Consider the following 13,674-nt stretch of genomic DNA (forward strand, 5'->3'; position numbering starts at 1 on the left):
GGGGGGGGGGGGGGGGGGGGGGGGGGGGGGGGGGGGGGGGGGGGGGGGGGGGGGGGGGGGTGGTGGGGGGGGGGGGGGGGGGGGGGGGGGGGGGGGGGTCGCCCCCCCCCCCCCCCCCGCTCCTCGTGCGCTCAGCTCTCGGCGTTCGTGCCCGCGGTGACGTCCTCGTCGGCACCGGGCACCGCCTCCGGCGAATCCGGCGGCGGACCGGCGGGCCGGGAGGCGGACCGGCGGCGCGGCCTGCGGGTGACCGAGGCGGTCGCGGGTGCGGGCACCTCGGGGGCTCCGTTGGCCGCCGGCGGCGTCGCGGACTCGGCCGGGGCTGCCGGGACCGAGAGGACGACCGGCTCGGCCTGGGTGCCGGTGCTCCCGGCGGGCCTGCTGACCTTGCGGCGGCGGGAGCGGCCGTTCGTCTCACCGGAGGCCGCGGGCTGGGCCGGGGCCTCGGACCTCGCGGGCTCGGGCTTCACGGGCTCGGGCTTCACGGGCTCGGGCTTCGCCGCCGGAGCGGGCCGCTCGGCCTGCTGGGCCGGTTCAGGCGCCTTCGGCTCCTGCTTGCCCGACTCCTGCTTGACCGGTTCCTGCGCCTTGCCGTGGTCCGGCTTGCCGGACTCCTGCTTCGCGGGCTGCTCGTGCTTGCGGGAGTCCTTGCCCTTGCCGGAGTCCTGCTTGCCGGAGTCCTGCTTACCGGAGTCCTGCTTACCGGAGTCCTGCTTGCCCGAGTCCTGCTTACCGGAGTCCTGCTTACCGGAGTCCTGCTTGCCCGACTCCTGCTTGCCCGACTCCTGCTTGCCCGACTCCTGCACCGCGCCGTTGCGCTCGGCGTGCTGGGCACCGTCCTGCTCGGAGTGCCCGTCGTGCTTGCCCTTGCGGTTGCGGCGGGAACCGCCGTTGCCGCCCCCGTTGCCGGAGTTGTTGCCGCCGCCCTGGCCGTGCTGGTGCACGACCGGGTCGGTGGAGACCAGCAGGCCCCTGCCCCGGCAGTGCTCGCAGGTGCTGCTGTAGGCCTCCAGCAGACCGGTGCCGACCCGCTTGCGGGTCATCTGCACCAGCCCGAGCGAGGTCACCTCGGCCACCTGGTGCCGGGTGCGGTCCCGCCCGAGGCACTCGGTGAGCCGGCGCAGCACCAGGTCCCGGTTCGACTCCAGGACCATGTCGATGAAGTCGATCACGATGATGCCGCCGATGTCGCGCAGCCGCAGCTGGCGCACGATCTCCTCGGCCGCCTCCAGGTTGTTCCTGGTGACCGTCTCCTCCAGGTTGCCACCGGATCCGGTGAACTTGCCGGTGTTGACGTCGATGACGGTCATCGCCTCGGTGCGGTCGATCACCAGGTAGCCGCCGGAGGGCAACCACACCTTGCGGTCCAGCGCCTTCGCGATCTGCTCGCTGATCCGCTGCTCGGTGAACACGTCGTTCTTGCCGGTGTGCTTGGTGAGCCTGCTCAGCAGGTCCGGCGCGACGTGCTGGACGTAGGCCTCGATGGTCTCCCAGGCGTCCCCGCCCTGAACGACCAGCGAGGAGAAGTCCTCGGTGAACAGGTCCCGCACGACCTTGATCAACAGGTCCGGCTCCTCGTAGAGCAGCTGCGGGGCCTGGGCCTTCGGCGTGTCGGCCTTCTCCTTGATGACCTCCCACTGCGCCTGCAACCTGCGCACGTCGCGGTCCAGGGCCTCCTCGCTGGTGCCCTCGGACGCCGTGCGGATGATCACGCCCGCGTTGTCCGGGACGATCCGCTTGAGGATCTCCTTGAGCCGCTTGCGCTCGTTGTCCGGCAGCTTCCGGCTGATGCCGGTGGCACCGCCGCCCGGCACGTAGACCAGGAACCGGCCGGGCAGGCTGATCTGGGTGGTCAGGCGGGCGCCCTTGTGACCGACGGGGTCCTTGGTGACCTGCACCAGGACGCTGTCGCCGGTGGACAGGGCCTGCTCGATGCGGCGCGCCTTGCCCGCGAGCCCGGCGGCGTCCCAGTCGACCTCGCCGGCGTAGAGGACCGCGTTGCGCCCCCGGCCGATGTCGACGAACGCGGCCTCCATGCTGGGCAGCACGTTCTGCACCCGGCCCAGGTAGACGTTGCCGACCAGCGAGCCGGAGCCGGAGGCGGTGACGAAGTTCTCGACGAGGACGTTGTCCTCCAGCACCGCGATCTGGGTCTGGTCGCCGTTCTCGCGCACCACCATGCGGCGGTCCACGGACTCGCGGCGGGCCAGGAACTCCGACTCGGACAGCACCGGGGCCCGGCGGCGACCGGCCTCCCGGCCGTCCCGGCGACGCTGGCGCTTGGCCTCCAGCCGGGTGGAGCCCTTGATCGCGCGGACTTCGTCGTCGCTGCTCTCGCGACCGTTGTCCTGCCGCTCCTCGCGGACGTGCACGACGGTGTTCGGCGGGTCGTCGTCGCGCGAACCGTCGTCGTCCCCGGCGCCCTTGCGGCGGCGGCGACGCCGACGACGGCGAGAGCCCTCGTCGGAGCCCCCCTCGCCCTCGGACTCGGAAGGACCGCTGTCGCCCTTGGACTCCTGCTCGCTGTCGCCAGCGGACTCGGACTCCTCGCCCTTGCGGCCGTCCTTGCGGTCCTTGCGGGACTGCTTGCCGGACTTGGCCGGCTTCTCCGCGACCTCGTCCTCCTGCTGCTGGTCCTCGGCGTCGGCCTGGTCGCCCTCGCCGCCCTTGCCCCGGCCCCTGCCGCGACGGCCGCGACGGCGGCGGCGACGGCCGCCCTGCTCGTCGTCACCGTCGGACTCACCGTCGGCGGACTCGTCCTGCTCGTCGTGCTCGTCCTGCTCGGGCTCCTCCTCGGCGGGAGGCTGCTGCTGCTCGGCGACCGGCTTCGGCGCGGGGCGCGCGGCGGCCGGTTCCGGCGCCAGGAACATCGCCTGCGGAGCCGCGAACACCGGGTTCAGGACGGCGGCCGACTCCTCGGGGGCCTCCGGCTCGGCGGGGGCCTCCGGCTCGGCGGGAGCGGACTCGCCGGGCTGCTCAGCGGCCGGGGCCTCGCCCTCGACGAGCTGCTCGGGCCGCAGGGCGCGCACGACCTGGAGCGCGACCTCGCGGGTGATGTTGGATTGAGCGCTGCGCACCGGCTCGCCGAGTTGCTCCAAGGAGGTGATGACCTCCCGGCTGCTGGAACCCAGCAGCTTCGCCAGCGCGTGCACTCGCAGCTTGGCGGGCAGCTCGAAGGTGTCCGAGCCGCTGCCCTGCGTGGATGTGGGCGATGGCCCGCTGGCGTTCCCAGCGGGCGTTTCCGTGTTCGACATTCAACTCCTCCGCCCCCGGGCGCGTCCGTGGACGCGGCCGCACAGGGGCACGTGCGTTCTGCGGTCTCCGCCACCCGGAGGCGGCGGCAATTCTGTTGGTCCCCCCCGTCCCGGCTCTGGGTGAACCGGGAAGTCCCACGGCGGGTCCGACGATGGCCGCGCCTTGGCCCGTCACCCGGCCGGGGTAGTCCCCAAGCGGGCCACGGCCGTCGCCCTGTCCAGGGTCAACGGGTCGGCGAGCCCTCCCTCGTCGTCGAGCCGACCTTGTTCCCACCGGGTCGCTCGCGCGCTGATCGACGGGTCCAGATCGGCGACGACGCGCAGGGCGTTCAGCACATCGTCGGGTCGCACGACGGGTGTTGTCTGCCGCACGACCGTTACGAGTATCCCATACGGTGCACGGCCCTTCGGCCAATCGTCCACTTGGGCGACGCAAGCGGGATATAGGTCACTCAGCGCATCCAGATCGGCACTGTCCTGGGCTTCTGCCGAGAGGATCGCCGCCCGGGCGTCCAGGGTCCGGCGACCGTCCTTCGTCATCCGCTCGACTTCGACGCGCTCGGCGGCCAGCAGGGCCGCCACCGCATCGCCGAGCTCGGCCGCGGGCAGGCCCGGCAGCGCAATCCCCCACCTGCTCGCTTCCAGGCGCTCCGCGAGCGATCCGGGGCCTGCCTCGACCACTTCCAGCAGCTCCATCCCGGGCGGCAGCACCCGGTTCAGCTCGGCGCGCAACACCTCGGGATCGGCCCGCTGGACCAGGTGCAGCTCGACGTACTCGGCCTCGCTGGCCACTCCCGTCGGCACCGCCCCGGCCCAGGAGACCTTCGGGTGCGGGCTGAACCCCTGCGAGTACGCCATCGGCACGCCCGCGCGGCGCAGGGCCCGCTCGAAGACCCGGGCCAGGTCGCGGTGCGAGCTGAACCGCAGGCGTCCCCGCTTGGCGTAGCGCAGGCGCAGCTTCTGCACCGGTGCCGCCGACGGGTTGGGGTGGTCGCGACGACTCACCAGGCTCCTCCCGGGAAGGGCCGCTCGCGGCGGCCGGTCGTGGTCCGCGGCGACGGGCAGCCGGTACCGGCGGCGCCACGCCGCGCCACGACCGTACCGGCTGGTGGCGCGCGGGCGGTCGTGCGCCGCGCGGTATGTTCGTCCGGCCCTTGTACCTCCTGGTCCGGGGTGACTACCGTCGCGTCCGTCCCGGCCACGTGGGAGGTGGGCCGTGCCCCTCGTCAGGCGGGTCAGCGCCGCCGCCACCGGCCTGCTGGTCGCCGGCGCGCTGGCGAGCACCGGCCCGCACGCGGTGGCGGAGTCGGCGCCCGGCTGCGTCGACGGCATCGCCCCGCTGCGCTACGTCGTGCTGTTCGCACCGGGCTCGGCCCGCGCCGAGGCCGAGGACGAGGTCGCCGACCGGTGCGGTCAGGTGGCCGCCTACTACGCGGAGATCGGCGTCGGTGTCGTCGATTCGGCCGATCCCGGATTCGGTCAGCGGATGGGTCCGGATCGCGCGTTCAGCGCCGAGCGGCAGATCCGCGCGGACCGGATCAAGGCCGGCGAGAGCCAGAACGCCGCCGCCGAGACCGCCCCCGGGCCGGACGAGCGGTGGAACCTCCGCCAGATCCACGTTCCCGAAGCGCACGCGATCACGCGCGGCAGCCCGGACGTCGTGGTCGGAGTGCTCGACTCCGGCGTCGACGGCGCGCACCCGCAGCTGGCGGAAGCGGTGGACGTGGGGCGCTCCGCGAACTGCCTCGTCCCGGAGGACCCCGAGCTCGACGCCCCTCCGGAGGGCGATGCGCACGGCACGCACGTCGCGGGCATCATCGCCGCCGACGACGACGGCCGCGGCGGGGGCGTCGCTCCGCGGACCCGGATCGCCTCGATCCGGGTCGTCGACCGGGAGGGCTACGCGCATCCCGAGGCCGCCGTGTGCGGGTTCATGTGGGCCGCCGAGCACGGCGTCGACGTGGTCAACAGCAGCTTCCTGGTGGAGTCCGCGCAACTGGGCTGCACCCGCGCCGGATCACCGGTGCCGCGCGAGGCGGTGCGCCGCGCCGTGGCCCACGCGACCTCGCGCGACGTGCTCACGGTCGCGGCGGTGGGCAACGACCGCACCGACCTCACCACCGTCCCGCACCGGCAGCGGCCGGTGTGCGCCGCGGTTCCCGCCGATTTGGACGGCGTGGTGTCGGTGGCCGCAGTGGGCCCGGACGCGGTGAAGTCCGGGTACAGCTCCTACGGTTTGGGCGAGGTGGACCTGGCCGCTCCGGGTGGGGACCAGCGGGGCGGGCGGTGCGTGCGCTCGACGGTGCCGGGTGGCGAGCACCGCTCGCTCTGCGGCACCTCGATGGCGGCGCCGCACGTGGCCGGTGTGGCGGCCCTGCTGGCCGCTCGGCACCCGGAGGCGGGCGCGGCCGAGCTGGGCCGCCTGCTGCTCGACGGCGCGCGACCGCTGACCTGCCCGAGCGATTACGACCTCGACGCAGACGGCGGTCAGGACGCCCTCTGCCGCGGCTACGCCACCTACAACGGCTTCTACGGCCACGGTCTCGTGGACGCCCGCTCGGCCGTCGGGTGATCCACCCCGCGCTGGGCCGCGCGGCTCCGGTGGGCCGAGCGGCTGCCCCGCTCCAGGACGGCCGCCCGGTCCGCGGGCGCGACTCAGTCCTGGAAGGCCGGGTTGCGGATGGGTGAACCCTGACCGACCGGGCTGATGGGCAGCAGCGGGCGGCCGGAGGGGCCGATCTCGATGTCGGTGCCCATCGTCGGGCACACGCCGCAGTCGAAGCACGGGGTCCAGCGGCAGTCGTCCTGCTCGCGGGACTCCAGGGCGTCCTGCCAATCGGCCCAGAGCCACTCCTTGTCCAGCCCCGAGTCCAGGTGGTCCCAGGGCAGGACCTCCTGCTCCCCCCGCTCCCGCGTGGTGAACCAGGCGACGTCCACGCCGAGCGCGGCCAGCTCCTCGCCCGCGCAGTCCACCCAGCGCTGGTAGGAGAAGTGCTCGTTCCAGCCGTCGAACCGACCGCCCTCGCGCCACACCCGCTCGATGACCCGGCCGAGCCGGCGGTCCCCGCGCGAGAGCAGCCCTTCGACCAGGGACGGCTTCCCGTCGTGATAGCGCATCCCGATGTTGCGCCCGAGGGACCGATCGGAGTTGATCGCCTGGCGCAGCTTGCGCAGCCGCTCGTCGACGGTTTCCGGGTCGCACTGCGAGGCCCACTGGAACGGGGTGTGCGGCTTGGGCACGAAGCCGCCGATGGAGATGGTGCAGCGGACGTCCTTGCGCCCGGACGCCTGCCGACCGGCCCGGATGACCTCCTTGGCCATCTCGGCGATCTGCAGCACGTCCTCGTCCTCCTCGGTGGGCAGGCCGCACATGAAGTAGAGCTTCACCTGCCGCCAGCCGTTCGCGAAGGCCGCCGAGACGGTCCGGATCAAGTCCTCCTCGGACACCATCTTGTTGATGACGCGCCGGATTCGCTCGCTTCCCCCCTCCGGGGCGAAGGTGAGTCCGGACCGGCGGCCGTTGCGGGACAGCTCGTTGGCGAGGTCCACGTTGAACGCGTCGACGCGGGTCGACGGCAGCGACAGGCTCGTGTTGGAGCCCTCGTAGCGGTCGGCGAGGCCCTTGGTGACCTCGGCGATCTCCGAGTGGTCGGCGGAGCTCAGCGACAGCAGCCCCACCTCCTCGAAACCGGTCGCTTCGAGGCCCCGCTGCACCATCTCGCCGATGCCCTCGGGCGAGCGCTCCCGCACCGGACGGGTGATCATGCCCGCCTGGCAGAAGCGGCAACCCCGGGTGCAGCCGCGGAAGATCTCCACGCTCATCCGCTCGTGCACGCTCTCGGCCAGCGGCACCAGCGGCTGCTTCGGGTAGGGCCACTCGTCGAGTTCCATCGTGGTGCGCTTGAACACCCGGTAGGGGACGCGCTCGTGGTTCGGCACCACCTCGGCGATGGTGCCGTCCTCGGCGTAGCGCACGTCGTAGAACTTCGGCACGTAGACGCCGCCGCTCTCGGCCAGCCGCAGCAGCAGCTCGTCGCGGCCGCCGGGGCGGCCCTCGTCCTTCCAGCGCCGGATCGCGGCGGTGACCTCCAGGACCGACTCCTCGCCGTCGCCGAGCACGGCGGCGTCGAGGAAGTCCGCGACGGGCTCCGGGTTGAACGCGGCGTGGCCGCCCGCGAGCACCACCGGATGCTCCTCGGTGCGGTCGACGGCGTGCAGCGGGATGCCCGCGAGGTCCAGGGCGCTGAGCAGGTTGGTGTAACCGAGCTCGGTGGCGAAGCTGACGCCGAGCACGTCGAAGGCGCCGACCGGGCGGTGCGCGTCCACGGTGAACTGCGGGATGCCGTGCTCGCGCATCAGCTCTTCGAGGTCCGGCCACACCGAGTAGGTGCGCTCGGCGAGCACGTCCGGCAGCTCGTTGAGGATCTCGTAGAGGATCATCACGCCCTGGTTGGGCAGGCCGACCTCGTAGGCGTCCGGGTACATCAGCGCCCAGCGCACGGAGGTGGCGTCCCACTCCTTGACGGTCGCGTTGAGCTCCCCGCCCACGTACTGCACGGGCTTGGAGACGCGGGGCAGCAGCGGCTCCAGGCGATCGAACACCGACTCCACACTCACACCCGCCAGGGTAGAGGCCCGCTCCGCCGCCGCAGCAGCCCACCGCGCGGTGGAACCCCGGCCCCGGGGTTCCACCGCCTCGGGCGGGATCAGACCTCCGGGAACCAGAGCTTGATCTCGCGCTCGGCGGACTCCGGCGAGTCCGAGCCGTGCACGAGGTTGTACTGGACCTCCAGGCCGAAGTCGCCGCGGATGCTGCCCGGGGCGGCCTTGTCCACCGGGTCGGTGCCACCGGCGAGCTGGCGGAACGCCGAGATCGCGCGCGGACCCTCGACGACGGCGGCCAGCACCTTGCCGGAGGTGATGAACTCCAGCAGCGAGCCGAAGAACGGCTTGCCGTCGTGCTCGGCGTAGTGCTGCTTGGCGAGCTCCTCGCCGACCTGGCGCAGCTCCAGCGCGACCAGCTTGAGCCCCTTGCGTTCGATCCGGCCGATGACCTCGCCGACCAGGCCGCGCTCGACCCCGTCGGGCTTGACCAGGACCAGGGTGCGCTCGCTCACGTTTCTCTCCTTCGAGTGGGAGGCGCGGCCTCGTGCGAACCCGCCGCGCCCGTCTGTGCGCAAAAGGGTATCGGCGCAGGTGACGCGGCTCGCCCTGGGGCGACCCGGGGCCACCTGACCTCGATCGCGGTGATCATCGCGCTGCCGGCCCGGGTCCGGGGTCGCGGACCGCGGCGCGGGCTCGCGGTGAGCGCACCCGCTCGCCCGTCCGAGCCCGGCGCCGGCCCGGTGACCTGCGATCGGCGAACGGCTGGACCTCCGCTCCCTGGTGTGCGCGGAGATCGCGGGCTAGATTCGCCCCCGGCCGTACGACCGGCCGGTCCGACGAGGAGGTCCGGATGCGAGCAGCCGTGCACACCGCCGTGAACGAGCCGATGACCATCGAGGAGATCGCCGACCCGCACCCGAAGGCCGGTGAGGTCGCGATCGACGTGCTCTCCTGCGGGGCCTGCCACTCCGACCTGCACGTGCTCAAGGGCGAGCTGCCGTTCCCCGTCCCCGCCGTGCTCGGCCACGAGGTCGCCGGGGTGGTCTCCGAGGTCGGGCCGGACGTGACCGGGGTGCGGGTGGGCGACCGGGTGGTCACCAGCTTCATCATGCCGTGCGGGCGTTGCGCCCAGTGCACGCGCGGGAGCTCGGAGATCTGCCTGGAGTTCTTCGCGCACAACCGCGCGAAGGGCCTGCTCTACGACGGCCAGACCCGGCTGTTCCGGCCCGGCGGCGAGCCGGTGTGGATGTACTCGATGGGCGGGCTGGCCGAGCGCTCGGTGACGCCGGTGACCTCGGTGTACCAGGTCCCGGACGAGGTCGAGCTGGCCGACGTCGCCTCGGTGGGCTGCTCGACGATGACCGCTTACGGGGCGTTGCGGCACGCCGCGGACGTGCGGGTCGGCGACACCGTGGCGGTCATCGCGGCCGGTGGCGTGGGCAGCTCGCTGATCCAGCTCGCGAGCCTGTTCGGCGCGTCGTCGATCATCGCGGTGGACATCGCCGCCGACAAGCTGGAGGCGGCGGCCGCGCTGGGCGCCACGCACACCGTGAACTCCGCCGAGGTGGACGCCGCGGCCGCGATCCGCGAGCTCACCGGTGGTCGCGGGGTGGACGTGGCCTTCGAGGCGCTGGGCAGCACGGCCACCTTCGGCATCGCCCGGGACTCCGTGGTGGAGGGCGGGCAGGTCGTCGTCGTGGGCATCGCGCCGAAGGGCAGCACGGGCGAGTTCGACCTGGCCACCATCGCCCGGCGCAAGCTGCAGATCAAGGGCTCCTACGGGGCGAAGCCGCAGCGGGACATGCCGGTGCTGCTGGACCTGGTGGCCCGGGGCCTGCTGCGCCCGCAGGACGCGGTGAGCCGGCGCTTCGCCTTCGACGACGTGCAGTCCGCCTACGACGCCCTGGACCGCCGCGAGATCCGGGGCCGCGCGGTCATCGACATCGCCTGACCGCCGTCGGCGGGCCCGGAGGGGCCGAGGCGTTCGGCGGGCCCGGAGGGGCCGAGGCGTTCGGCGGGCCCGGAACCGGGGCCGGAACGCGCTCGGCGATTCGCACCTGGTTCGCGGCGGCGCCGATCGCCGGTCAGTCCAGCGGATGCCGCCGGCGCAAGCCCGGGTAGCGGGCGAACCCCCGGTCAGCGGTGATCCACTCCGCACCGTGCTCGATCGCGATGGCGGCGAGGTAGGCGTCGGGGATGTGATCTCCCGATGCCGCGGACTCGCGGCACAACTGGGTGAAGATCTCCCCACGGCGCGGGCCGGGCTCCAGGGGAAACGAAGGCCGGTGCCGTCCGGATGAGGGCGATCTCCTCCAGCGCATCCGCGGGAGTGAAGCGGCGGGGACGCGATGCACCTTCGCTGGAACAGGCGGTGCTCACTGCTCCGGGGGGTAGCCCTCGGGGTGTCCGAGCTGGTCGAACAGGCGGCCCTCGCGCATCCGCTTCGCCACGTCGTGCCGCAGGTAGAGCATGTAGCCCCACACCGCCGCGAACAGCAGGCCCATGATCCCGACGGCCGGGTGCACGAGGTAGCAGGCGACCATCGCGACCTGGAGCACCAGCGCGAACGGCAGCCCCCACGGCTTCCGCTGGGTGAACCCGGCGATCAGCATCAGCACCGTGAGCACCCCGACGACGCTGAACCCGGCGCCGGTGACCCCGCCGCCGAACTGCCACACCACCGGCAGCGCGAGCCCGAAGGTGAGGAACTCCATCACCAGCGTGCCCGCCATGACGCCGCGCAGGCCCTTCCACGGGTCGCGCACGCCTTCCGGGGCGGTGGGCAGCGTCCAGAAGGACGCGCGGTCGTCGGTCACATCGGCTCCTTGCCGAACAGGGCCCGCCCCTCGCCGGCGGTGACCACCGAGCCGGTGATCACGACGCCGCCGCCGGAGACGGTGTCGGAGTCGTCGGTGGTCTCCTCCGCCATCCGGATCGCGGTCTCCACCGCGTCGTCCAGGCGGGATTCCACGACGATGCGCTCCGGCCCGAAGATGTCCTTGGCCAGCGCGGCGAGCTCGTCGGGGTCCATCGCGCGCGGCGAGGAGTTCCGGGTGAGCACGACCTCCTCCACCACCGGTTCGAGCTCGCGCAGCACCCCGCGCACGTCCTTCTCCGCCAGCACGCTGATCACGGCGATGAGGCGGCGGAACGAGAACTCGGAGCTGAGCGCGTCGGCCAGGGCGCGGGCGCCGTGCGGGTTGTGCGCGGCGTCGACGAGCACGGCGGGCGCCGCGCGGACCCGCTCCAGGCGGCCGGGGGTGATGATCCCGGCGAAGGCCTCGCGGACGGCCTCGACGTCGAGCTGCTGGTTCTTGCCCGCGCCGAAGAACGCCTCGACGGCGGCGAGCGCGACGGCGGCGTTGCGCGCCTGGTGCTCGCCGTGCAGCGGCAGGAAGATCTCGTCGTAGACGCCGCCGAGCCCCTGGAGCTTGAGCATCTGCCCGCCGACCGCGACGGTGCGCGAGAGGACGCCGAACTCGTTGCCCTCGCGGGCCACGGTGGCGTCGACCTCGGCGATCCGCTCCATGATCGGGGTCTGCACCTCGGCGGCCTGCGCGGCGAGCACCACGACCGACCCGGGCTTGATGATCCCCGCCTTCTCCCGCGCGATCCCCGCCAGATCGGTGCCGAGGTAGTCGGCGTGGTCCAGCGCGATCGGGCAGAGCACCGCGATGTGCGCGTCGGCGACGTTGGTGGCGTCCCAACCGCCGCCGAGACCGACCTCCAGCACGGCCGCCTCCACGGGCGCGTCGGCGAAGGCCGCGAGCGCCATCCCGGTCAGGACCTCGAACTTCGACATCTTCACGTCGTGGTTCGAGTCCACGATCGACACGTACGGCGCGATGTCCCGGTAGGCCTCGACGTAGGCCTCCGGGCTGATCGGGGCGCCGTCGATGCTGATGCGCTCGGTGGCGAGCTGCAGGTGCGGGCTGGTGTAGCGGCCGACGCGCAACCCGATGCGCGAGAGCAGGGCGTCCACCATCCGCGAGGTGGAGGACTTCCCGTTGGTCCCGCCGATGTGCACCACCTGGTAGCTGCGCTGCGGCTCGGCGAGCAGGTCGGTGAGCGCGCGGATGCGGTCCAGCGACGGCTCGATCTTCGTTTCCGGCCAGCGCTCGTTGAGCTCGGCCTCCACCACGCGCAGCTCGTGCAGCGCACCGGATTCGGTGCCGGACACCTGGCACTCTCCTGTCCCCGACGGCAAAAGGTCCAGCTCAAGTCTACGTCGGAGACTCCGGGGCCCGGCCCCGCGCCCTCCGGAGCGCGATCGCCCGCACGCAGGGGCACCCGATGCCGCTCAGGTGAACGGACCGTTCGCCCGTTCCCGCTGGGCGAACGGTCCGTTCACCCCGATCACACCGGACCGTCGAAGCGGCCCGCCTTCGCCCGGGACAGGAAGGCCGACCACGCCGGTAACGGGAACGCGAACGCCGCACCCGAACGCTCCTTGGAATCCCGCACCCCCACCTCCCCGGCGGCGAACCGCACCTCCACGCAGTTGTCGCTGCCGCCGGAGCTCCTGCTGCTCTTGAACCACCCGGTGTCCATCACGCCTCCTGGAGGGCCCGCTCGATTGCTGATCGCGAGTCTTCCGGATCGAGCGCACTCCGATATGTCGTCTCGAAGATCCTCGACATCACGGTCAGATCGGACTCCGCATCCAGGTAAACCGACGGGCCGTAGACGACCGAGGAGAACGCGACCGCCGGTCCGCGACCGCCGAACTCGAAGATCGTCAATCCGCCACCGCGACCGGGGTGCGCGAAACTCCCGCGCGGCAACACGCGCAGATCGAGGCGCGGGTGCTCTTCGATCAGCGCGAGCAGGTGACGGAGCTGATCCCGCATGACCCCGACATCACCGATGGCGCTGCGCAACGACTGCTCATCGACGATCGCGCGGACCGACCTCGGCCCGGAGGCGCTGAAGACCCGGGCGTGCCTGGCGAGCCTGAACGCGACGCGGTCCTCGATCTCCGTGGGTTGTTCTTCGGGGAAGATCTCGGACCACTCCTCGATGACCGCCCGCACGAACGCCGGGGCCTGCAGCAGACCGGGGATGATTCCCGGCTCGAAGGTGCTCACGGCCGTAGCGCTCGCTTCGAGATCCGCGAACCGCTGGTAAGCGTTGGGCAAGGAGTCGACGTAGGAGCGCCGCCCCTGGCGCTTGCGGGCCTCAACAGCCAGTGCCCGGACCGTCTCCCGCCCTTCGACGGGGACGGCGTAGAGGTCCAGCAAGGCGTCCAGGTCCGCGGCTGCCGGGGCACCTTCGCCGTCTTCGAGCTGGACGACGCGCGAGCGGGCCTTGCCGATCGCGGTCGCGGCCTCCTGCTGGGACTTGCCCGCTTCCGCACGCAGGCGGCGGAGGGTCAGGCCGAGCTGGCGGCGTTCAAAGGTCTGCCGTGCTCTGCCCACGGGCAATCTCCGTCTTCACCTGAAAGATCGACTTACAGCGGACCGCGCATCGGTCTACCTTCAAGACTGACAGTCAGTCTTAGTTGCGCTCATGCGCACTCATGGTAGTCATCCGACACGGAGGAGAAGCATGGTCCTGCACCGATCGTCGAAGGTGTCCGTCGAGTCGTTCGTGGACCTGGCCCCGGGCGTGCCGATGCGGCACGAGGTCGACGAGCTCAACGACCGGATCACCCTGTTCTTCGGCCGGGACGAGTTCGTCCTGCACCTGGGCCACGAGACCCTGGCGAACGTCGTCGAGGCGGGCACCCGAGCGCTCTCCGAGCTCGCCGCCGCGTCGTGATCCGGCGGAACAGGTGAACGGCCCGTCCGCCCAGCGGGACTGGGCGAACGGGCCG

Annotated in this window: 12 protein-coding genes; 3 read left to right on the top strand and 9 right to left on the bottom strand. The window is 72.5% G+C overall.

The features are described from left to right. Nucleotides 1-131 precede the first annotated feature (131 nt). Together ACL03H_RS13285 and ACL03H_RS13290 are read right to left on the bottom strand one after the other, a co-directional pair. Nucleotides 132-3,254, bottom strand: a complete 3,123-nt coding sequence (locus tag ACL03H_RS13285; RefSeq protein ID WP_412811510.1) for a translation initiation factor IF-2 N-terminal domain-containing protein — start codon at nt 3,252-3,254, stop codon at nt 132-134. 171 nt (nt 3,255-3,425) lie between these two features. Continuing rightward, nucleotides 3,426-4,220, bottom strand: a complete 795-nt coding sequence (locus ACL03H_RS13290) for a TIGR03936 family radical SAM-associated protein (RefSeq protein WP_412811638.1) — start codon at nt 4,218-4,220, stop codon at nt 3,426-3,428. A 250-nt stretch (nt 4,221-4,470) separates the two neighbouring features. On the opposite strand from ACL03H_RS13290, the gene ACL03H_RS13295 reads away from it, so the two are divergent. Continuing rightward, on the top strand, nt 4,471-5,826 hold the full coding sequence (locus ACL03H_RS13295) for a S8 family peptidase (RefSeq protein ID WP_412811511.1): 1,356 nt from the start codon (nt 4,471-4,473) through the stop codon (nt 5,824-5,826). A gap of 83 nt (nt 5,827-5,909) precedes the next feature. On the opposite strand, the gene ACL03H_RS13300 is transcribed toward ACL03H_RS13295, so the two are convergent. Together ACL03H_RS13300 and ndk are read right to left on the bottom strand one after the other, a co-directional pair. Next, a complete protein-coding gene (locus ACL03H_RS13300; protein WP_412811512.1) occupies nt 5,910-7,871 on the bottom strand; it encodes a TIGR03960 family B12-binding radical SAM protein in 1,962 nt (653 codons plus the stop codon). Between the two features lie 89 nt (nt 7,872-7,960). Further along, a complete protein-coding gene (gene ndk / locus ACL03H_RS13305; RefSeq protein WP_243789488.1) occupies nt 7,961-8,371 on the bottom strand; it encodes a nucleoside-diphosphate kinase in 411 nt (136 codons plus the stop codon). A 338-nt stretch (nt 8,372-8,709) separates the two neighbouring features. Between ndk and ACL03H_RS13310 the strand changes: the two genes are divergently transcribed. After that, nucleotides 8,710-9,810, top strand: coding sequence for a zinc-binding dehydrogenase (locus ACL03H_RS13310; RefSeq protein WP_412811513.1), 1,101 nt, complete (start codon nt 8,710-8,712; stop codon nt 9,808-9,810). Nucleotides 9,811-9,943: 133 nt separating this feature from the next. Here ACL03H_RS13310 and ACL03H_RS13315 read toward each other — a convergent pair whose 3' ends face one another. From ACL03H_RS13315 to ACL03H_RS13335, 5 genes are all read right to left on the bottom strand, one after another. Beyond that, complete coding sequence (locus tag ACL03H_RS13315) at nt 9,944-10,090, bottom strand: PIN domain-containing protein (protein WP_412811514.1); 147 nt, start codon at nt 10,088-10,090, stop codon at nt 9,944-9,946. Nucleotides 10,091-10,234: 144 nt separating this feature from the next. After that, nucleotides 10,235-10,675: a DUF4233 domain-containing protein gene (locus ACL03H_RS13320; RefSeq protein ID WP_412811515.1), complete on the bottom strand. Its 441-nt coding sequence runs from the start codon at nt 10,673-10,675 to the stop codon at nt 10,235-10,237. Then, entirely contained in the window at nt 10,672-12,039 is a 1,368-nt protein-coding gene (gene folC, locus ACL03H_RS13325) for a bifunctional tetrahydrofolate synthase/dihydrofolate synthase (RefSeq protein ID WP_412811516.1), read from the bottom strand. Before folC ends, ACL03H_RS13320 begins: the two co-directional genes overlap by 4 nt. A gap of 176 nt (nt 12,040-12,215) precedes the next feature. Continuing rightward, nucleotides 12,216-12,410: a DUF397 domain-containing protein gene (locus ACL03H_RS13330; protein WP_412811517.1), complete on the bottom strand. Its 195-nt coding sequence runs from the start codon at nt 12,408-12,410 to the stop codon at nt 12,216-12,218. After that, nucleotides 12,410-13,276 (bottom strand): helix-turn-helix domain-containing protein, encoded by an 867-nt coding sequence (locus ACL03H_RS13335; RefSeq protein WP_412811518.1) that lies wholly within the window; start codon nt 13,274-13,276, stop codon nt 12,410-12,412. The genes ACL03H_RS13330 and ACL03H_RS13335 overlap by 1 nt, the downstream gene beginning before the upstream one ends. A gap of 130 nt (nt 13,277-13,406) precedes the next feature. Between ACL03H_RS13335 and ACL03H_RS13340 the strand changes: the two genes are divergently transcribed. Beyond that, entirely contained in the window at nt 13,407-13,619 is a 213-nt protein-coding gene (locus ACL03H_RS13340) for a hypothetical protein (protein ID WP_412811519.1), read from the top strand. The last annotated feature ends 55 nt before the right edge of the window (nt 13,620-13,674 follow it).

It is taken from the genome of Saccharopolyspora antibiotica, assembly GCF_047200635.1.
Lineage (GTDB): Bacteria > Actinomycetota > Actinomycetes > Mycobacteriales > Pseudonocardiaceae > Saccharopolyspora_C.

Excerpts from the sequence above, each read along its gene's own strand:
- ACL03H_RS13285 (WP_412811510.1), bottom strand. The coding sequence starts at position 3,254 with ATGTCGAACACGGAAACGCCCGCTGGGAACGCCAGCGGGCCATCGCCC.
- ACL03H_RS13310 (WP_412811513.1), top strand. The coding sequence starts at position 8,710 with ATGCGAGCAGCCGTGCACACCGCCGTGAACGAGCCGATGACCATCGAG.
- ACL03H_RS13330 (WP_412811517.1), bottom strand. The coding sequence starts at position 12,410 with ATGGACACCGGGTGGTTCAAGAGCAGCAGGAGCTCCGGCGGCAGCGAC.
- ACL03H_RS13340 (WP_412811519.1), top strand. The coding sequence starts at position 13,407 with ATGGTCCTGCACCGATCGTCGAAGGTGTCCGTCGAGTCGTTCGTGGAC.